Source organism: Mycobacterium ostraviense (assembly GCF_002705925.1).
Taxonomy (GTDB): Bacteria; Actinomycetota; Actinomycetes; order Mycobacteriales; family Mycobacteriaceae; genus Mycobacterium; species Mycobacterium ostraviense.
Genome location: NZ_NKRE01000001.1, coordinates 2,810,167 through 2,829,410 on the forward strand (window position 1 = coordinate 2,810,167; position 19,244 = coordinate 2,829,410).

The 19,244-nt window shown below is 67.3% G+C and carries 14 protein-coding genes and 5 pseudogenes; 8 read left to right on the forward strand and 11 right to left on the reverse strand.

Annotated elements, in window-relative coordinates; translation table 11 throughout:
• Window positions 1-102: 102 nt before the first annotated feature.
• The 4 genes from CDN38_RS12825 to CDN38_RS12840 are packed head-to-tail and all read left to right on the forward strand — an operon-like array spanning window position 103 to window position 4,875.
• Window positions 103-1,746 carry an NHL repeat-containing protein gene (locus CDN38_RS12825; protein WP_075511914.1) on the forward strand — a complete coding sequence of 548 codons (1,644 nt, stop codon included), beginning with the start codon at window positions 103-105 and terminating at the stop codon, window positions 1,744-1,746.
• A gap of 12 nt (window positions 1,747-1,758) precedes the next feature.
• Window positions 1,759-2,499 carry a GntR family transcriptional regulator gene (locus tag CDN38_RS12830; RefSeq protein ID WP_075511915.1) on the forward strand — a complete coding sequence of 247 codons (741 nt, stop codon included), beginning with the start codon at window positions 1,759-1,761 and terminating at the stop codon, window positions 2,497-2,499.
• Between the two features lie 2 nt (window positions 2,500-2,501).
• Entirely contained in the window at window positions 2,502-4,100 is a 1,599-nt protein-coding gene (locus CDN38_RS12835; protein ID WP_099318988.1) for an AMP-binding protein, read from the forward strand.
• Between the two features lies 1 nt (window position 4,101).
• Window positions 4,102-4,875, forward strand: a complete 774-nt coding sequence (locus CDN38_RS12840) for an SDR family NAD(P)-dependent oxidoreductase (RefSeq protein WP_075511917.1) — start codon at window positions 4,102-4,104, stop codon at window positions 4,873-4,875.
• Window positions 4,876-5,152: 277 nt separating this feature from the next.
• On the opposite strand, the pseudogene CDN38_RS12845 reads toward CDN38_RS12840, so the two are convergent.
• The 7 genes and pseudogenes from CDN38_RS12845 to CDN38_RS12875 form a co-directional block, all read right to left on the reverse strand.
• Window positions 5,153-5,389, reverse strand: a pseudogene (locus CDN38_RS12845) (HNH endonuclease signature motif containing protein); the annotation flags it as partial.
• Window positions 5,390-5,725: 336 nt separating this feature from the next.
• The gene (locus CDN38_RS12850) at window positions 5,726-6,232 is read right to left on the reverse strand and encodes a GNAT family N-acetyltransferase (RefSeq protein ID WP_075511919.1); all 507 of its coding nucleotides are present in this window, start codon (window positions 6,230-6,232) and stop codon (window positions 5,726-5,728) included.
• Window positions 6,229-6,543: pseudogene (locus tag CDN38_RS12855) on the reverse strand (type II toxin-antitoxin system TacA family antitoxin); the annotation flags it as partial. The gene CDN38_RS12850 and the pseudogene CDN38_RS12855, both read right to left, overlap by 4 nt.
• A gap of 346 nt (window positions 6,544-6,889) precedes the next feature.
• Window positions 6,890-7,268: pseudogene (locus CDN38_RS12860) on the reverse strand (PIN domain-containing protein).
• Between the two features lie 97 nt (window positions 7,269-7,365).
• Window positions 7,366-7,518: pseudogene (locus CDN38_RS12865) on the reverse strand (type II toxin-antitoxin system VapB family antitoxin); the annotation flags it as partial.
• Window positions 7,519-7,719: 201 nt separating this feature from the next.
• Window positions 7,720-8,190 carry an SRPBCC family protein gene (locus CDN38_RS12870; RefSeq protein ID WP_075511923.1) on the reverse strand — a complete coding sequence of 157 codons (471 nt, stop codon included), beginning with the start codon at window positions 8,188-8,190 and terminating at the stop codon, window positions 7,720-7,722.
• Entirely contained in the window at window positions 8,187-9,041 is an 855-nt protein-coding gene (locus CDN38_RS12875; RefSeq protein WP_082277252.1) for a rhomboid family intramembrane serine protease, read from the reverse strand. The genes CDN38_RS12870 and CDN38_RS12875 overlap by 4 nt, the downstream gene beginning before the upstream one ends.
• Before the next feature lie 105 nt (window positions 9,042-9,146).
• Here CDN38_RS12875 and CDN38_RS12880 point away from each other — a divergent pair, with 105 nt between their 5' ends.
• Window positions 9,147-9,521 carry a nuclear transport factor 2 family protein gene (locus tag CDN38_RS12880; protein ID WP_075511925.1) on the forward strand — a complete coding sequence of 125 codons (375 nt, stop codon included), beginning with the start codon at window positions 9,147-9,149 and terminating at the stop codon, window positions 9,519-9,521.
• Window positions 9,522-9,526: 5 nt separating this feature from the next.
• On the opposite strand, the pseudogene CDN38_RS31795 reads toward CDN38_RS12880, so the two are convergent.
• Window positions 9,527-10,733, reverse strand: a pseudogene (locus CDN38_RS31795) (PE family protein); the annotation flags it as partial.
• Between the two features lie 259 nt (window positions 10,734-10,992).
• On the opposite strand from CDN38_RS31795, the gene CDN38_RS12890 reads away from it, so the two are divergent.
• Window positions 10,993-11,226: a hypothetical protein gene (locus CDN38_RS12890; RefSeq protein ID WP_036415147.1), complete on the forward strand. Its 234-nt coding sequence runs from the start codon at window positions 10,993-10,995 to the stop codon at window positions 11,224-11,226.
• Between the two features lie 50 nt (window positions 11,227-11,276).
• Here the strand turns inward: CDN38_RS12890 and CDN38_RS12895 are convergent, their stop codons facing one another.
• Together CDN38_RS12895 and CDN38_RS12900 are read right to left on the reverse strand one after the other, a co-directional pair.
• Window positions 11,277-12,023, reverse strand: coding sequence for a DUF899 domain-containing protein (locus CDN38_RS12895; RefSeq protein ID WP_075511926.1), 747 nt, complete (start codon window positions 12,021-12,023; stop codon window positions 11,277-11,279).
• A gap of 40 nt (window positions 12,024-12,063) precedes the next feature.
• Window positions 12,064-12,261, reverse strand: coding sequence for a hypothetical protein (locus CDN38_RS12900; RefSeq protein WP_075511927.1), 198 nt, complete (start codon window positions 12,259-12,261; stop codon window positions 12,064-12,066).
• A gap of 27 nt (window positions 12,262-12,288) precedes the next feature.
• Between CDN38_RS12900 and CDN38_RS12905 the strand changes: the two genes are divergently transcribed.
• Window positions 12,289-12,714: a nuclear transport factor 2 family protein gene (locus CDN38_RS12905; RefSeq protein ID WP_233026860.1), complete on the forward strand. Its 426-nt coding sequence runs from the start codon at window positions 12,289-12,291 to the stop codon at window positions 12,712-12,714.
• A 113-nt stretch (window positions 12,715-12,827) separates the two neighbouring features.
• Entirely contained in the window at window positions 12,828-17,666 is a 4,839-nt protein-coding gene (locus CDN38_RS12910; RefSeq protein ID WP_075511928.1) for a cation-translocating P-type ATPase, read from the forward strand.
• Here the strand turns inward: CDN38_RS12910 and CDN38_RS12915 are convergent.
• On the reverse strand, window positions 17,657-19,243 hold the full coding sequence (locus CDN38_RS12915) for an AMP-binding protein (protein WP_075511938.1): 1,587 nt from the start codon (window positions 19,241-19,243) through the stop codon (window positions 17,657-17,659). The two genes, CDN38_RS12910 and CDN38_RS12915, sit on opposite strands and share 10 nt — an antisense overlap.
• Window position 19,244 lies beyond the last annotated feature (1 nt).

Genomic DNA, 19,244 nt, shown 5'->3' on the forward strand with positions numbered 1-19,244 from the left:
GGCGTGCATCCATAGAAGAACATGATTCTCGCTAGAGGTGAGGCGCGTCAAGGCGGTCTCGGATTGCGGTAGCGATATTGTCTGGACCAGCGAGCAATTGCTATGGTCCGAGCAGTGACAGCCGGAACCGGATCGAGACAACACAGCGGCTCTTCTCAGGGCCGCTACCCGGCCGCGCGGCCGCCGAGCGTCGCCGAAGGCTGGAGCCTGACCCGGCTCACTGCCCCCAGCCGGCTGTACGGCGCCAACGGTCTGCGCACCGGTCCGGATGGCCGGGTGTATATCGCGCAGGTGACCGGCAGCCAGATCAGTGCGCTCGACGTGGCGACCGGGCACCTCGACATCATCGGTCCCAAGGGAGGCGACATCGTCGCACCCGACGACATCGCCTTCGACTCGGACGGCAACCTTTACGCGACCGAGGTGATGGACGGGCGGGTCAGCCTGCGGGACAAGGCCGGCCGCACCCGGGTGCTTCGGGACGACGTGCCGTCCGCGAACGGGATCACCTTTCATCGGGGCCGGTTGTTCGTCGGCGAATGCCGCGAAGCCGGACGCCTGCTGGAACTCGACCTCAACGGTGGTGAGCCGCGGGTCCTGCTGGAAAACGCGCCGTTACCCAACGCCATGGAGGTCGGGCCGGACGGGTTGTTGTACTTCCCGGTCATGGGCGCCAACGAGATTTGGCGCATCGATCCCGACGGCGGCGTCCCGGAATGCGTGGCCGGCGAGCTCGGCGTGCCCGACGCGGTGAAATTCGATCCCGACGGCAACCTCGTCTCCACCCAAGTGCACACCGGTCAGGTGCTGCGAATCGATCCCCGCAGCGGGGACCGCACGGTGCTGGCGACGCTGAAACCCGGCCTGGACAACCTGACGTTCGCCGGTGAGCGGCTGCTCGTCTCGAATTTCACCGGCGCGATCACCGAAATCTGCGGCGACGGAACCACCAGCGCCGTGCTGGACGGTGGGTTGAACTGGCCGCTGGATCTGGCGGTCGGCGCCAACGGCAACCTCTACATCGCCGACGGGACATACTTCTACCTATTGTCAGGGGACGGCACGCTGCGGACCGTTGGAATGCTGTTCACCCCAGGATATCCCGGCTTCCTGCGCGGTGTGACGGCCGTTGGCCCAAGAGAATTCGTGATCACCACGTCCAACGGCGAAGTGGCCCGCTACCGTCCCGCAGACGGCGAAAGCGACGTTATGGCAAGCGGTTTCGACCAACTCTACGGTGTGGCGGTAGCTCCGTCCGGCACCGTGGTGGTGGCCGAACTGGGAACCGGACGGGTGCTGTCGATCGGTGACGACCGGGTCGAGGTGCTGGCATCGGGGCTGAGCGAGCCGGTTGGGGTGGCGATCGCGGCTGACGGCACCTGCCTGGTCTCCGAAGCCGGCGCCGGTCGGGTGCTCGGTATCGGTGGCACCGGCACACTGCTGGACGGGCTGCAACGTCCCCAGGGCATCCTGGCGCTCGACCGGCACGTCTACGTCGTCGACGCCGGCGCTCGGGAACTCGTCCGTTTCGACCTGGACGGCGGCGCCCGGCACACCATCGCGTCCGATCTGCCGGTCGGCGCTCCGCCGGGGGTCATACCCAAACCGCTGCGCGGGATGCCGCCGTTCTCCGGACCACAGGGTCCGTTCGCCGGCATCGCCGCCGGGCCTGACGGCACCCTGTATGTGTCTGCGGACGCCGACGGCAGCGTACTGGCCTTGCGCCCAATGCGCCCGGAATCCTGAAGGGCGCCAACATTGTCCGAACCCAAAGTGATCGACCACCGTTACCTGCAGGTCGCACGCACGTTACGCAAAGAGATCGTCGACGGCGTGTATCCCGTGGGGTCGCAGTTGCCGACCGAGCACGAGCTGTGTGAGCGGTTCGCGGTGAGCCGCTACACCGTGCGCGAGGCTTTGCGCCGCCTGCGCGACGACAACCTGGTGTCGTCGCGGCCACGCACCGGGACGCTCGTCATGCCGCCGCCGTCGGCGGATTCCTATGTCCAGCACGTCATGTCGATCAACGACCTACTCGCGTTCGCCACCGGCACCAGATTCGCGATCGACTCCATCGCCATGGTCACCGTCGACGACGAGTTGGCGGCCGGCACCGGTCTGGCCGCCGGCGAGCAATGGCTGGCCGTCCGCGGATTCCGGCTGAACGAGCCCGCCGAGGCAGCGCTGTGCCGCACCGAGTACTACATCAACCGGGCGTTCGCCGCGGTCGGCAGGCTGCTGCAGCGCCACCACGGTCCCATTTTCCCGCTGATCGAAGACCTGTTCGGGCTCAGCATCGTCGAGGTTCATCAAGAGATTGCCGCGGTCCTCATTTCACCGGCGCTGGCCGACGGTCTCGACGTCGAACCGGGTTCGCCTGCCCTGCGGGTGCGCCGTACCTACACCGCGTCCGACGGGCGGGTCGCCCAGGTCACGCTCAACACCCATCCTGCGTCGCGGTTTCGGCATTCGATGACGATGCGGCGAATGCGCGGCTGACCATGGCCGCAGACCGGAAGCTGCTCGGCGGCCGATGGATCCGCTGGGATGACGAACGCGCCGCCGAGGCGTACGCACGCGGCTGGTGGGTCAGAGAAACGCTGGCCGATGCACTGCGCCGGGCCGCGCGGAACACTCCACACCGGGTGGCGCTGGTCGACGGCGATCAGCGCCTGGATTGCGAAAGCCTGCACCACCGGGCGACCACGCTGGCACACGAGCTAAACGCGCGGCTGCCGCCGCAGAGTGTGGTGTCGTTCATGCTGCCCAACTGGCATGAAGCCGCGGTGATCTACCTGGCCGCAACGCTGGCGGGGATGGTGGCCAACCCGATCCTGCCGTCCCTGCGGGATCGCGAGCTGCGGTTCATCCTCGACGACTCCGGCAGCCGAATGGTCTTCGTCCCTTCGTGTTTCGGACACCAGGACTACCTTTCGATGTTGCGCCGGGTGGCCGCCGAGCTGGCGTCGCCGCCCGATGTCGTGGTGCTGCGCGGCGATTGCGATGCCACTCAGATTCCCTTCCGGTCGCTATTCACCGATTCTGCGCCGGAAACCCGGCTGCCCGAATTGGATCCCGACGCCGTACGGATGATTCTGTACACCTCGGGAACCACCGGACTCGCGAAAGGCGTGCTGCACACTCATAACTCGATCCACGCGCTGATCCGTCAAATCGGTGAGCACTGGCTGATCGAGCAGGGCGACGCGTTCCTGGTTCCGTCACCGATCGCCCACATCGGCGGCTCCATCTATGCGTTCGAATGCCCGCTGCTGCTGGGTACGACCGCGGTATTGATGGACGGCTGGAACGCCGAGCGCGCGCTGCGGCTGCTGCACGCCGAACGCTGCACCCATATGGCCGGCGCCACCCCTTTTGTGGAGCAACTGCTCACTGCCGCGCAACGAGCCGACACCAGGCTGCCCGACCTGAAGCTGTTGGTGTGCGGCGGCGCGTCCGTCTCCCCGTCGCTGATCCGCAGCGCCGCCGCGTATTTCGACCCTGCCGTCGTTACCCGGGTATACGGCTCGACAGAGGCGCCGGTCACCACCGTAGGCTCACCGGATGACCCCGACCACGCCGCCGACACCGACGGCCGGGTCGGCCTCGCCGACGTCAAGCTGGTGTCCGGGGAGATCCTGGTGCGCGGCCCGCAGATGCTGGCCGGCTACCAGCACCCCGACGACGAGGCCAGATCCTTCGACGCCGAGGGCTATTTCCGCACCGGAGACCTCGGACGCTGGGTCGACGACGACTACCTGGTGGTCACCGGGCGGGCCAAGGACATCATCATCCGCAACGGCGAGAACATCTCGCCCAAGGAAATCGAGGACATCCTGGTCAACCATCCCGGCATCGCCGAGATCGCGATCGTCGGACTGCCCGACGAGCGCACTGGGGAACGGGCCTGCGCGGTCGTCGTACCCACCCACGCGCCGGGGCCGGATGTCACCGGATTGCGCAGTTTCCTCGAGGCCGCCGGCGTGGCCCGGTTCAAGGTCCCCGAACAGGTGGTGGTCTGGGATGTCCTGCCGAAGAACGATGCGGGGAAGGTCCTCAAGCATCAGATCAAGGCGGCACTGATGAAAAGCGAGCAGTGAGATGCAGGTGGCCATCGTCACGGGCGCAACAGGCGGAATCGGGTTCGGTTGCGCGACAAGGCTTGCCGAGATCGGTATGGCGGTGGTGGCGACGGGACGCAATGCGGACAAGCTCGCCGCGCTGGCATACACCATCGGCGATCCGGACCGGGTGACCACCTGTGCCGTCGACTTGACCGATGACGACGCCCCCCGGCGGATCACCGACGCCGCGGTAACCCGTTGGGGCCATGTCGATTTCCTGGTCAACGCCGCCGGGGTGGGCAGCCCGAAGCCGCTGCACGAGACGGACGACGAGGCGCTGGACTACTTCCTGAACTTGATGTTGCGCGCGCCGTTCCGGCTGATTCGGGAGGTGCTGCCGCACCTGCCCGCCGGCTCCGGGATCGTCAACATCACCTCGACGTTCGCTGTCGTCGGCGGCATGCGCGGCGGAGCCTATTCGGCGGCCAAGGGTGGCCTCACCGCGTTGACCACCCACATCGCCTGCCAATACGGGGCGCAGGGAATACGTTGCAACGCCGTGGCTCCCGGGGTCATTCAGACACCCATGACCGAGCACCGACTGCAGGACGAGCGGTTCCGGCGGATCAATGTCGAGATGACGCCGCATACCCGGCTGGGGACCGTCGACGACGTCGCCAACACCGTGGCGTTCCTGTGCTCCCAGGGTGGGTCCTTCATCAACGGTCAGACGATCGTCGTCGACGGCGGCTGGAGCTCTACGAAATATCTCTCCGAATCGGCGCTGACCGCGCAGTGGAAAACCGAATAGACTGTCGGGACGTCGGCGATGGCAACCGCCGGATGGGTCAGCACCGGCCCCGGTCATGACCACGGCAGCGCTTCTTGGTCGGCGCCATCGCCGCCGATAAGCCCTCGGTCCACCAGTCATAGCAACCAGACTCGGAAGTGCCCTTCTGTCTTTGGACCTGTTGCGTGTGGTAACCACAGTTTCCCTTGCAACAGAAGGGCTTTCCGTTATTCACAACCTCGCGTCGGGGCGAACTACTCCGAAATACGGACTAGCAGTGAGCTCGTGGCTGACGGAGCTACTCCGTTTCGTCGTCGTCTCCGTCGCGGAGCAGTTTTTCGGGGTGATGGAACGTGTTGGTGTGGGGTTGGCCGCGATCTCGGTGGGCCGGGGGAATCCATTCGGTATCGCCGTGGGTGTTTTTGCGGGTGCTCCAGCCTGGGTCGGCCAGTTTGTGGTGGGGGCCGCAGGCGAAGGTCAGCTGATTGATGTCGGTGGTGGGGAACTCGGCGAACGGAGTCACGTGGTGGACTTCATCGTTGACATCAAGCCGCGCCAGACATAGTGTTAGGCAAGCAGAGTAGTACGTCTGGCGTCGTAAAGCGTTGCCAGAGTGTCTATCTCGAGCGCACTGTGTTGGAAGAAGATCGGGATTGGCCCAGGTCCTTCCCAGCTAGCTCCTTGACTTTCGTCATCATCGACGCCGCCGTGGCCGCAGACTAACCGGGTGCACTGACATTTACGGTTTGCGGCTCTTGAATCCGAGAGCCTTGAAGGCAAGACTCCAAAGCTCGCCAATTCCAATAACCTTCGGCTATTGAGGCAGTCGCGCAAAGCCGGTGAACCAAGAGATGAATGCCGGGGCCTACTTCTAACCTCGGGCGTTGATGAGCGCGCGAGCATCTTTGATCAGTAGCAGCAGGTGTAACGGATCGGTCGGGGACGACTCAAAGTCAAAGTGCATATAGAACGCGCGCGCATCCTCATGCAGCGCGTGCACGAGCAGCGCCCGCACCCCGATCACTTCTGCCGCCCCGACACTTCGCGTGATAGCATCACGCAGCAAGTGCTTGCCCAGCCCCTTGCCCTGCTCCTTGCGGTCAATCGCTAGGCGTGACAACAGGATTACCGGCACCGGGTCAGGCATGTTGCGCCGAACCTTACCTGGAGCAGCGCGCCGTTCCACCGACGCCGACGCGAGCGCGTAGAAACCCACCACTCTCCCGTCACGGCATGTCACGAAGCAGCGCGATGCGCCTTCTAGGTGGTTCGCAAACGCTCGCGTACGGAGGTACTCATCCAGGCTCGGTTCGTCGCTGTCAAAGGTCGCGACATCGTCGCCCTCACTGATCGGTCGCGGGGCGCTGTAACCGCTCACGTCTCAGCGGCGAAAATAGACCGCTCCGCGAATAGCTCTTCCAGATGCGGCTTATGTGACACCGGCCGGTCCAGTACCGCCAGAAACTCGCTCCACGCTGCGTCATCGAGCAGGAACAGTCGGCGATCGGCCAATACGTCGCGCGCATGCGCCAATGTCGCCGTCACCGTGAAATTGGTGAGGTCAGTCCCCTCTACCTCAGCGGCACGACGAATTAGTGCATCCTGCTCAGGTGTCAGACGCACCGCGAAACGCTCGGTCTTCCGCGACATAGATCCCATTGTGTGCCTAATAGGCACACAAGTCAATGCGTCGGCCGAGGCTTCTACTTGGTTGATTGGCACATGTGGTATGAAGGGCCCCTTCGCGGCCCGGGGGCGAACCCCGAGATATGCCGGGCAGAACCGGGCCAGGCCGGTGCGCCGTGTACATGGGTCCCAGGGATAAGGGTCGCCCAGCCAGACATCGTCCGCGCCATACTGAATGATCCGAACTAGCGCACGCACGTGCGCCAATCTCGATTGGCGCCACAGCGTCGACGCCGGCCCTGCGCTGCGTGGGTGATGACCGTTTCTACTACAACGTGCACGCCTGTCATTCCAGCGTCAAGCGAATTGACTTGCCGCAGTTCTACTCTCGTGCGGCTATCTGTTGAGATCAGCTAGTCGTGACGCGCCGTGCTCTGACATCGGGAAGGTGTCGCTGTGCCAGTTCGTAGTCGGCGTCGTCATGAAGGACCACCAGTCCGCTCGCTGCGGCGGTGCCGCAGATGAGCAAATCGACCACTGAAAGGGCCCGTACCGCACCTGCGCCCGCGAGCCGGTACTGCGCTGAATCTATCCATCGCCACACGGATTTCGGTACCGGCACGTCAGGGAAAATGTCACCAAACGTCCGGTTCATCTGATCGAACTCGTCAGTGTTGCGCGCTGATCGACGGAACTCGGCTCGTTGTGGTTCACACGACCCAACGGCCCCGCTGAGTAGCGCCGCGGTCCACGCCGTGGCGAGGTCGGGCTGTCGCATCAGCCGCCAGACCGCGGAGGAATCCGCGAGGAAGCCGATCAAGCTCCCGCAGCCTTCTCATCAGCTCGAGCGTCCAGCCAACCCTCATAATCCCAGCTCTGTGCCTGCTCCCGGGACCTGGCCAGCGCGTCTATCCGCCGGAAGCGAGCGACGTAGTCGCGCATGGCGAGGTTTACGGCCTCTTTCTTGGTGTGTACGCCCGCAATCCGCATCACCTCGGCCAGCGCGTCGTCATCGAGGTCGATCTGAGTCACCGACATGACAAGCCTCCTATGTTGGACATATACATGTTATAGATACGTTGCCAACATTGCCGGAACTAGCGTACGTACATGCGCCGATGTCGATTGGCGCAAAGGTGTCGACGGCGGCAGCGCGGTGCGTAGGTCATGACCGTTTCTGACGTGGTGCGCAAGCCTCTCAATTCAGCGCTAACAGCTAACCCGCCACCGGGTGCTCGCCTATCCCGCCGTGCCGCATTCGAAGTGGCGGCGGATGCCGGCCAGCATTGCCCGATGCGCCTTGACCGCCTCGCGGATGGTGAACGCGGCCAGGGGCCGTGGCGCGGTGATCCGGATCCGCTCGGTGAGCCGGGTGCCCGCGTCAATCGCCTCGAAACTCACGGTTGTGCGTACGTGGACCCCGGGCGACTGGTCGGCCTCGGTGCTCACGTCGCCGTCGTCGGGGACCTGTACCCGCGACCGATAGCGGATCTGGATAGCAAACGGCCCCAATGGAATTCGATCTATTACTCGATAGCTCTGCAGATAACCCTGCGCGGTGTCGCGGCGGGCCGTCGGCTGCACGGACACGATCAGCGGGTGCACGAGCTTGATGTTGTCCAGGTTCACGTAGAAATCGCGGACCCGATCCGGTGGCGCCGGTACCGATTCGGCCAACGTCCGCTCGGCGCACGCAACCCACCAGCTCATGCCGAAAATTCCGCAAGCAGACTGGCGGTGCGCCACCAGATCAGGCTGACCAACACAATCAGCAGGATGACCGTCGCAGCGACTTGGACCGCGTTCCGGTGTTCCCGCGGCGGGTAGACGTAGGCCGCCGCGACCAGCCCACCGGTGACCAGCCCGCCCACGTGTCCCTGCCAGCTGATCAGTTGTGAGCTGACCGCCGGAACGACGAAAGTGAAGACCAAGTTGATCACAATCACCGCGACGACCCAGCGAACGTCGAGGGCCAGCCGTTTTCCCACCACGAAGGTGGCACCGAACAGGCCGAAGATTGCTCCCGATGCGCCCGCGGTCGCCGTGTTCAGCGGCGACAGCAAGTAGACCAGCACCGACCCGCCAAGCCCGCTCAGCGCGTATAGCGCGCCGAAACGCAATCGCCCCAGCCACATTTCGAGTGGTGGGCCTACGACATACAGCGCCCACATGTTCAGCAGCAGATGCGTCGCGCCGTAATGCAGGAACGCCGAGGTCACCAGGCGGTACAGCTGGCCGTCGGCCACCGCGGGCGACCACAGGGTCAGCTGCTTTTCCAAGGCCCCCGACGACATCTGCGCGACGAAGGCCGCCACGTTGATCACCATCAGCGCGTAGGTGACCACCGGCGTGGCCGACCGCTGCCGGCCGCCGAAGCGGGTCTGCGGCTGTCGAACGGTCCGAGCACCCGCCTGAACGCACTGCACACATTGGTGTCCGACGGCGGCGTCGCGCATGCAGTCCGCGCAGATATACCGTTCGCACCGGTTGCAGCGCACGTACGCCCGACGGCCCGGATGCCGGTAACAGGTCGGCGATTCCGGTGCGCTGGGGCTACTCATCGCACCATTCTTGCCCGGGTCGCCGCCGCGGGTGCGGTGGGTTGGGCGAACGCATATTTCTTGGCCCAGCGCGTTGCCTTACCGTTTTTTCGTGGAGTCAAGGGCATGACCGATACCGGCACCGGAGTCGTCGAGCGCTATCTGACCTGTCTGGCCGCTCATGATTGGGACGGCCTGGCCGCCGCCATCGCCGACGACGGCCTGACCCGGGAGGGCCCGTTCTGCGACGTCATCGAGGGCAAACAGCACTACGTCGCCTACCTGCGCAAGGTGCTCACCAGCCTCAAAGACCACCAGCTGCGGGTGCAGCGGGTCTCGAGGGTGGATGCGCGGCTGTCCTACGTCGAATTGACCGAGACCTTCGAGATCGACGGTGCTCAGGCCGAATGGCCCGAATGCATCCTCTTCGAGCAGAACGACGACGGTCTGATCTCCCGCGTCAGCGTGTTCTTCAAGCAACGCCGAACTGACGCCGGCTAGCTTGCCCCAGCAGCACCGTCGGAGCCATAGACGGTGCCGCCCTTGCCGCCGGCACCTCCCGGCCCGCCGAAAATGCCGTCCCCCCCGTCGCCACCGTCGCCGATCCACCGGGCGTTACCGCCATTGCCGCCGGCGGCGGGCTGTCCGATGCTCGTGCCGGCATTACCACCGGCGCCGCCCCAGCCGATGAACCCCGCGGTGCCGCCGTCACCACCGCCCCCTCCGCTGATGCCGCCGAGGCCGGGCCCCCCGGTGCAGCCGGCTCCGCCCTGGCCGAACAGACCGATCGCGTTGCCACCGTTACCGCCTTTGCCGGCCGGGCCACCCATTCCGCCCGTGCCGCCGTTGCCGCCGTTGCCGATGACGATGCCGCCGTTACCGCCGACACCACCGGCCGACGAGGTGCCCGCGGTCCCGAACTGCCCGTCGCCGCCGGCGCCGCCGTTACCGAAGAATCCGGCGTCGCCACCGTTGCCGGCAGGTCCTCCATTCGAGCCGATGCCGCCATCCCCGCCGATGCCGCCATCGCCGAGCAATCCACCGCCCCTTCCGCCGATGCCGCCGGCACCGCCGTCGCCGTTGACACTGCCCGCAAAGCCGCCGATCCCGCCGGCGCCACCGGTATCTATCAGGCCGCCGTTGCCGCCGTTGCCGCCGCCACCGCCGTTGTCGTTACTGCCAAAGCCGCCAGCCCCGCCGTTGCCGATCAGTCCGGCCGACTCTCCGTTGCCGCCAAGCTGACCCGGTCCGCCGGAGCCGCCGTTGCCGCCGTTGCCGTACAGCAGGCCGCCCGGCCCGCCGTCCTGACCGGTGTTGGGTAAACCGTTGGTGCCGTTGCCGATCAGCGGTCGGCCCAGCAGGGCCTGAGCGGGCGCATTGACCGCGTTGAGCAGGCTTTGCTCCAGGGTCTGTAGCGCCTGAAGCGGTGACGCGTTGGCTGCTTCGGCCGCCGCGTAGGAGGCCGCACCCGCGCCGAGCGCCCCGACGAATTGGTCGTGGAAAGCGACCGCCTGCGCACTCAACGCCTGATACGTCTGCGCGTGCGCATCGAACAGCGGCGATGACTGCCGGCACCTCGTCGGCGCCGGCGGCCAACATACCCGTGGTCGGGATGGCGGCGGCGGCGTTGGCCGAGCTGATCGCCGCGCGGATGCCCGCGAGATCCGTCGTGGCCGCGGCAACCATTTCGGGCGACGCGATCACAAAAGCCATCGCTACCTCTCCCGTCGGAGCGCCACCGAGAAAGTCGGCGAGAATTCAGCGTAACGGGGATTCGACAGCCCCCGGGCAGGAATGTTCCGCTCCCATCGATCTGAATCCGCACTGGCTACCAAACTGGATGCCTGGTCCCGCCACGAGCCGGAACGCCGGAACTCAGGGTCGACTGCCCACCGGCACCCGGCCAGGTCCGGACGTCGCGCCAACATTGCGGGTGTTCCCTGGTGAACTGAATTGGCTTACTGTGTGTTGCGTGGAGGCACACGGAACCCCTGAATTGGTGGCCGTCGAAAATTTGCACTCTGGTGACCCGATCACCGATATCAACGGTGGTGGTCAAAGGTACATAGTTCTCGAATCGAAGGCCGTCGGTGATGGCTGCGTGGTTCTCGAACTCGAGTCCAGGGTCGACCATCGGCTGCAGGTCATCGAGAAGTCATTCCCCACCGGCTATCACGTTGGCCGGGCGAACCACCGCATTCTGTAGCGGCGAATTTCGCCCGACTGTCCGAGTCCGTTCGGCGGCTACTGGTTGACTCAGCTGTCGCGCGGCGGCCTTATGTCGTTGGGATCGTCGGGGTCCGGCTCACCGAACCAGCGCGACGGCTCGTGCCGGCCGTATTCGTCATGCCAGTTCCACCACTCGTACGGGGCGGACCGCGGATAGTCTGCCGGGGAGTCCTCCCACTCCTCCTGACGCCCGAGCGCCGTCATGTCGAGGAAGCTCCACGTAGTGCCCAGCGCCTCGTCGCCGCGATTGTTGATGAAGTACGTGCGGAACACCCGGTTGCCGTCATGAATGAAGGCGTTGGTGCCATGCCATTGGTCGACGCCGAAGTCAGCCTGAAAATCTCCGAAGCCGTCGGTGATGGTGTACCACGGCATCTGCCAGCCCATCCGGGCCTTGAGGCGCTCGATATCGGGCTGCGGCGCACGCGAGGCGAACACCAGCGTGGTATCGCGGGCGTTGAGGTGGGCGAGATGGCCGATGTGGTCGGCGATCATCGAGCAGCCGCGGCAGGCATGGTCAGGCCAGCCGTGCACGCCGGGCTCGAAGAAGGCACGGTAGACGATCAGCTGGCGGCGGCCGTCGAACAGGCCCAGCAGGTTCGTCGTGCCCTCGGGCCCGTCGAACCGGTAGTCCTTGTCCACCAGCAGCCACGGCATGCGCCGGCGCATCGCGGCCAACGCATCTCGAGCTCGGGTCAGCTCCTTTTCCTTGACCAGCAGTTGCCGGTGTGCGGCCTGCCATTCCTCGGCCGACACGATCGGGGGTGTTTGCATTGCCATCTCCGCCTTCCTATATCCCAGTCGATCTCTTCAGTCAGCGCAGCGGCGAACGGCCCGCCGCCGTAAGCAAGTACGCATCACAGTCCCGCCGCAGACCGCCGGCGATCTCCAGCACGGATCGCCCGACCTGCGCTTCGGCCAGCACGGGCCCCGACGACCGCACGAAGGTGTCGACGTCGAGGCCCTGCCACCCCGCGTAGGCCGCCACCGCTTCGGCGCCCAGATCGGTCACCGACTGGCCCCGGTCACGACGGCCGTGGTGCCGACGAGACCGTCGACCTGGGTTCACATGGGCTGGTTCATGGAGCCCGAGGACGCCGGGCGCCGCGAATTGCTCGATCGCTACTGCGCGGCGTTCGAGAACGCCGACATGGCCGCTCTCACCGAGCTGTTGCAAGCCGACGTCAAGCTCGAACGGCCGCCGGTGCCCGTGTGGTTCACCGGCCGAGATGCCGTGCTGCGCTTTCTTGCCGCGCTGGCTTTCACCAGAGCCGGCGACATCGCCATGGTCCTGACGGCCGCCAACGGGCAACCTGCGGCCGCGGAGTACCGTCGCGGTGAAGATGACGTGATGCGGGCTCATTCCGTGCATATCCTGACCCTGGGTGCCACCGGGATCGCTGCGATGACCGTCTTTCTCGATCCGAGCCTGTTTAGCTCATTCGGTTTGCCGTCAACTCGGTAGCCGGGCCTACCGCACGCCGTGTGGACAGGTCCTCGACATGCCGCGAGTATTAGGGCGCGCGGTAGGCCCCGGCAAGGCACGGTGGGCCGCGATAAGCACTGAGAGGTGACGGAATGAAGGTTCCGGGTGTGGCCGACGTCGTCGGCGGGATCACCGGGGGGGCGGCCCAGGCGTTGCGGGCCGGGGTGAGTGGTGTGGCCGGCGCTGTGGGCGCGGTGGAGATGCTGGCCAGCCCGATGCTGGAGCTGATCGTTCCGGTGGTGGAGGCGGCGGCTCAGTCGACCGGACATGCGCTCGGCATGAAGAATTCCGCTACCGAAGGGGCCGGGCACCTCGCGCCGCCGATGCGTTGGCACAGCGGGCGGCGAGTACACCTGGACCTGGATCCGTTGCTGCCGTTTCCCCGATGGCACGAACACGCGGCGGTGCTCGAGGAGCCGGTTCGCCGGATTCCCGGAATCGACAAGGCACACGTGGAAGGCGCCTTGGGCCGCTTGGTATTCGAACTCTCACCCGATGCCGACAGCGACGCCGTCGTGGACCAGGTGCGCGAAACGGTGTGTGCCGTCGCCGCGGACCTCACCTCCACGGTGTCGGCGCCTCGCACCGCGCCCTTCGCCGACCCGGGTAACCCGTTGGCCATTCTGGTGCCGCTGACCGCGGCGGCCATGGACGTGGTAGCCCTCGGGGCGTCGGTGACCGGTTGGTTCACCCGCCTTCCCGTGGCGCCGCGAAGCGCGCGCGCGGCGGCCGCGCTGCTGAACAACCAGCCGCGCGTGGTGGCGGTGCTGGAGTCGCGGCTGGGTCGGGTCGGCACCGACCTTGCGCTGAGCGCCTCGACAGCGGTGGCGTCCGGGTTGAGCCAATCGGTCGGTACCCCGCTGTTGAACCTGGCCCAGCGCGGCCTGCAACTGTCCGAGGCGGCGGCGCATCGGCAACGATGGCGTGCCCGCGAGCCCGAGCTCGCCTCACCCGGCCGGCCCCAGGCGCCGGTGGTCCCGGTCATCTCGTCGTCGGGTCCCGATTCGCACGCGCCCCGGCACAACTGGGCCGCCACGGCCGCCGGCGATGCCTCGCACATCGTCGTCGACGGTGCGATCGATGCCGCGATCGACACCGCCAAGGGCTCGATGGCCGGGCCGGTCGAAACCTACGTGGACCAAGCCGCCAACGGCTCGGCGATCGCCGCGGTGGGCGCGCTACTGGCCGGCGGCGGACCCGCCGAGGCCGGCGAGGCGATCCTGGCCGGAGTGCCGAAGGCGGCCCACCTGGGCCGGCAGGCGTTCGCCGCGATCCTGGGTCGCGGCCTGGCCAACTCCGGGCAACTGATCCTCGACCCGGGTGCGCTGCGGCGCCTCGACCGGGTGAAAGTGGTTGTCATCGACGGCGCCGCGCTGCGCGGTGATCACCGTGCCGTCTTGCGGGCGCGCGGCGACGAGCCCGGCTGGGATGACGACCGCGTCTACGAGGTGGCCGACGCGCTGCTGCACGGCGAGGAGGCACCCGAGCCTGACCCCGATGAACTGCCCGCGACCGGCGCACGGTTGAAATGGGTTCGGGCGCAAGGGCCGTCGGCGGCTCCGGCGCAGGGCCTCGAACGTGCCGACCTGCTGGTCGACGGCGAGTCCGTGGGCAGCGTCGACGTCGGATGGGAGGTCGACCCCTACGCGATCGCGTTGCTGCAGACCGCGCACCGAACCGGAGCGCGGGTGGTCTTGCGTCATGTCGCCGGCACCGAGGATCTGGCCGCCAGCGTCGGCGCGACACATCCGCCCGGTACGCCGCTGCTGAGGTTGGTGCGCGAACTGCGCGCAGATCGCGGCCCGGTGCTGCTGATCACCGCATTGCACCGGGATTTCGCCTCCACCGATACGTTGGCCGCGCTGGCCATCGCCGACGTCGGGGTGGCCCTCGATGATCCCCGCGCGGCCACACCATGGACAGCGGACATCATCACCGGCACCGATCTGGCCGACGCGGTGCGAATCCTGTCGGCGCTGCCGGTGGCGCGGTCGGCCAGCGAATCCGCGGTGCGCCTCGCTCAGGGCGGCACCACCCTGGCCGGCCTGCTGCTGGTCACCGGTGATCCACGCCGGACCACCAATCCACTTTCGTTGCGACGCTGGTTCAACCCCGTCAATGCCGCTGCCACAACCGCTTTGGTGTCGGGCGTGCTTTCGGCCGGCAAGGTGCTGCGGCTGCCCGACCCCACCCCGCAACCGTTGACCGCCTGGCATGCCCTGGACCCCGAGATCGTCTATTCACGCCTGGCCGGCGGATCCCGGCCGTTGGCGGCCGAGCCTGGAACCCCGGAATGGCGGCGCCGGCTGGCCGACCTGTCCTACAGCCCGGTGCTGGCGCCGCTGCGCACACCGGCCAGGAACCTGGTGAAGCTGGCGACCGCCACCCGGCACGAGCTCGCCGATCCGCTGACGCCGATCCTGGCCGTCGGCGCGGCGGCCTCGGCGATCGTCGGCAGCAACGTCGATGCGCTGCTGGTCGCGGGCGTCATGACGATCAACGCGATCACCGGTGGGGCGCAACGGTTGCGGGCCGAGGCCGCGGCCGCAGAGCTGTTCGCCGAGCAGGACCAATTGGTGCGCCGCGTCGTGGTCCCGGCGGTCGCGACGACCCGGCGCCGGCTGGAGGCGGCCCGCACCGCGACCCGGACCGTCACGGTGTCGGCGAAGTCGCTGCGCCCCGGCGATGTCATCGACCTGGCCGCGCCGGAGGTGGTCCCGGCGGACGCCCGGGTCTTGGTCGCCGAGGACCTCGAAGTCGACGAATCCCTGCTCACCGGGGAGTCATTGCCGGTGGGAAAGCAGGTGGATCCGGTCGCCGTCAACGACGACGACCGGGCCAGCATGCTGTTCGAGGGCAGCACCATCGTGGCCGGGCGCGCCCGGGCCATAGTGGTGGCAACCGGTGTCGGGACCGCCGCGCACCGGGCAATCTCGGCGGTCGCCGACGTCGAGACCTCGGCCGGGGTGCAGGCCCGGCTAAGGGAGCTGACCAGCAAGGTTCTTCCGATGACGCTCGCCGGCGGCGCCGCGGTGACCGGCTTGGCGCTGCTGCGGCGAGCTTCACTACGTCAGGCGGTCGCCGACGGCGTCGCGATCGCGGTCGCCGCCGTCCCCGAGGGCCTACCATTGGTCGCCACCCTCTCACAGCTGGCCGCCGCGCAACGACTGACCGCGCGCGGCGCGCTGGTGCGTGCGCCGCGCACCATCGAAGCGCTGGGCCGGGTCGACACCATCTGCTTCGACAAGACCGGCACCTTGACCGAGAACCGGCTGCGGGTGGTGTGCGCCATTCCGGGTTCGGCCAGCCCGGAACAGGCGTTCCCCGACGCCGCCGACCCGCGCTCGGCGGCGGTGCTGCGGGCCGCCGCGCGCGCGTCCACCCAGCCCCACGACGGGCAAGGACACGCTCACGCCACCGACGAGGCGATCCTCGTTGCGGCGAATTCCCTTGAGGTTCAAGATGATTCGGAATGGACTTTGGTGGCCGAGGTACCGTTCGAATCCAGTCGCGGCTATGCGGCGGCCATCGGCAAGACAGCTGACGACGACGCCCAGCCGGTGCTCATACTCAAGGGCGCCCCGGAGACGATTTTGCCGCGCTGCCGGTTCGCCGACCCTTCAAAGGAGCAGGCCGACCTCGAACATGCCGAGTCGCTGGTGCACAGCCTCGCCGAGCAGGGTTTGCGGGTGCTGGCAGTCGCCCGACGCCCGTGGGAGCACGACACCGCCGCCGACGACGACACCGACGCCGACGCCGTCGACGCCGCCGCCCACGATCTGGAACTGCTGGGCTATGTCGGCCTGGCCGACACCGCGCGCCCCTCGGCGCGGCCGTTGATCGAGGCGCTGCTGGACGCCGAGCGCCACGTGGTGCTGATCACCGGCGACCATCCGGTCACCGCCCGGGCGATCGCCCGCCAGCTGGGCCTGCCGGCGGACGTGCGGGTGGTGACCGGAGCCGAACTGGCCAACCTCGACGAGGACGGCTGCGCCAAAGTCGCCGCGGATGTGCAGGTATTCGCCCGGGTCAGCCCGGAACAAAAGGTACAGATCGTGGCCGCCCTGCAGCGCTGCGGCCGGGTGACCGCGATGGTCGGCGACGGCGCCAACGACGCCGCCGCCATCCGGATGGCCGACGTGGGTATCGGGGTGAGCGGTCGCGGTTCGTCGGCCGCCCGTGGTGCGGCCGACATCGTCTTGACCGACGACGACCTCAGCGTGCTGCTCGACGCGCTGGTCGAAGGCCGCAGCATGTGGGCAGGGGTACGCGACGCGGTCACCATCCTGGTCGGCGGCAACGTCGGCGAGGTGCTGTTCACCATCATCGGGACCGCGTTCGGAGCCGGCCGCGCGCCGGTGGGCACGCGCCAACTGCTGCTGGTCAACCTGCTCACCGACATGTTCCCGGCCCTTGCCGTGGCCGTCACGTCGCAACACGCCGAACCCGACGAGGCCGAATACGAGTCCGAGGAAGAGGCCGAAGAGGCCCGTCGCGCCCATCGGCGGGCGGTGCTGACCGGCCCGACGCCCTCCCTCGACGCGCCGCTGATGCGCCAGATCGTCACCCGCGGCGCGGTCACGGCCGCCGGCGCGACGGCCGCCTGGGCCATCGGCCGCTGGACACCGGGAACCGAACGCCGCACCGCGACAATGGGTTTGACCGCGCTGGTGACCACCCAGCTGGCGCAGACCCTGCTGACCCGACGGCACAGCCCCCTGGTCGTGGCAACCGCGCTGGGCAGCGCGGCCGTCTTGGTGGGCATCATCCAAACCCCGGTTGTCAGCCACTTTTTCGGATGCACACCGCTGGGGCCGGTCGCCTGGACGGGCGTGTTCGGCGCCACCACCGGAGCCACCGTCGTCTCGGTGCTCGCGCCGAAATGGTTGGCCGACACCATCGGCATCGCCGAAGACGACGATCAGGACTGAGTTTCGGGGCGGGCGAGGGTCATCAGCTCCTTGCGCAGCACCTTGCCGGTCGTATTGCGCGGGATGCGGTCGACGACGTGAATGTCTCTGGGCTGCTCGAATCGAGAAACCTTGCCCTTCACGTACTCCCGGATCTCCTCCGGGTCGATCTCGCGGTCCGGCCGGGCAACGATGAACGCGGCCAACCGATGACCGAACCGTTCGTCGGGAACACCGACGACCGCGTTCTCGGCGATGTCGGGGTGTTGGGCGAGAGCATTTTCCAGGGCACGCGGATAGACGTTCTCGCCACCCGAGAGGATCATGTCGTCTTCCCGCCCGACGATGTACAGCCGGCCTGACTCGTCGAGGTAACCCATGTCGCCGGTGCTGGTCATGCCGTCGATGACGGCTTTGGCACCGCCACCGGTATAGCCGTCGGATTTCAGTTCACCGCCGACGAAGATCCGCCCGGTGACCCGGGGCCCGACCGGGCGGCCGTTTCGGTCGAAGATGCGGACCGGGCAACCCGCGACGGGCCTGCCCACCGTCTCCGGGGCAGCCCGTAACTCCGCCGGGGTGGCCAAGGATCCGATGCCGACCTCGGTGGAGCCGTAAAGGTTGTAGAGGATGTCACCGTAGGTATCCATGAACCGTCGCGCCAGGCCGGGATCGAGCCGGTCTCCGCTGGAGATCACCACCCGCAGGCACGGAACCGGGTTTCGCGCCCGTACCCGCTGGGGCAGATCCAGGATGCGGGCCAGCATGACCGGGACCGCGCTCAGCGCGTCGGCCCGATGCAGCGACGCTTGCGCCAGCGCGGCTTCGGCATCGAAGCGTCGCCGGGTCAGCACCGTGCCGCCGAGACCGATGGTCAGCATCAGCATGCCGAAGCCCAGCCCGTGAAACATCGGCGTGGCCAAGGCCATCCGCGAGCCGACGCGCAGCCGGGTGCGCTCCAGAACTGTCACCCCGACGCCCAGCCCCGAGCTCACCCTGGGGGTGCGCGGCACCCCCTTGGGCACACCCGTCGTACCCGAAGTCAACAGGATGATCCGGCCCGACGCGACAACCTCGGGCCGCGCGCCACTGCGCATGGTGGTGACCGTCTGCGGATCGATTACCGTTGCCGACCCCCCGGTTTCGAAGATTTGGTCGGCGAATTCCTTGTCGCACAGCATTATTCGGATTTGGTGGGCACTCAGCGCGACCGCCAGCGCAGTGCTGCGGAATTCGGTGTTCACCAACACCACATCGGCGCCCACCAGGCTCGCGGCAAATACCGCCGTGACGAAACTGCGTCCGTTGCGGCACATCACGCCCACCGCCTGCCCGGCCCCGGCGCCGGCATCCGAGAGCTCGTGGGCAATCGATTCGGTCATCGACTGCAGTTCGCGGTAACTCAGCGCGCCGTCGTCGTCGATGATCGCGGTGCGGTCCGGCCATCGCGCCGCGGCGACGGCGAGCAGGGTGTAGAGATTCATCCCACCCCGATACAGCTCGCGGACCAGGCGCAACAGCGCAACCGGGGCCGGCGGACCGAGCAGTCCGGAAAACAGCACCGCCCGAGCCGCCGTGCTGACCACGCTGCTGACCATC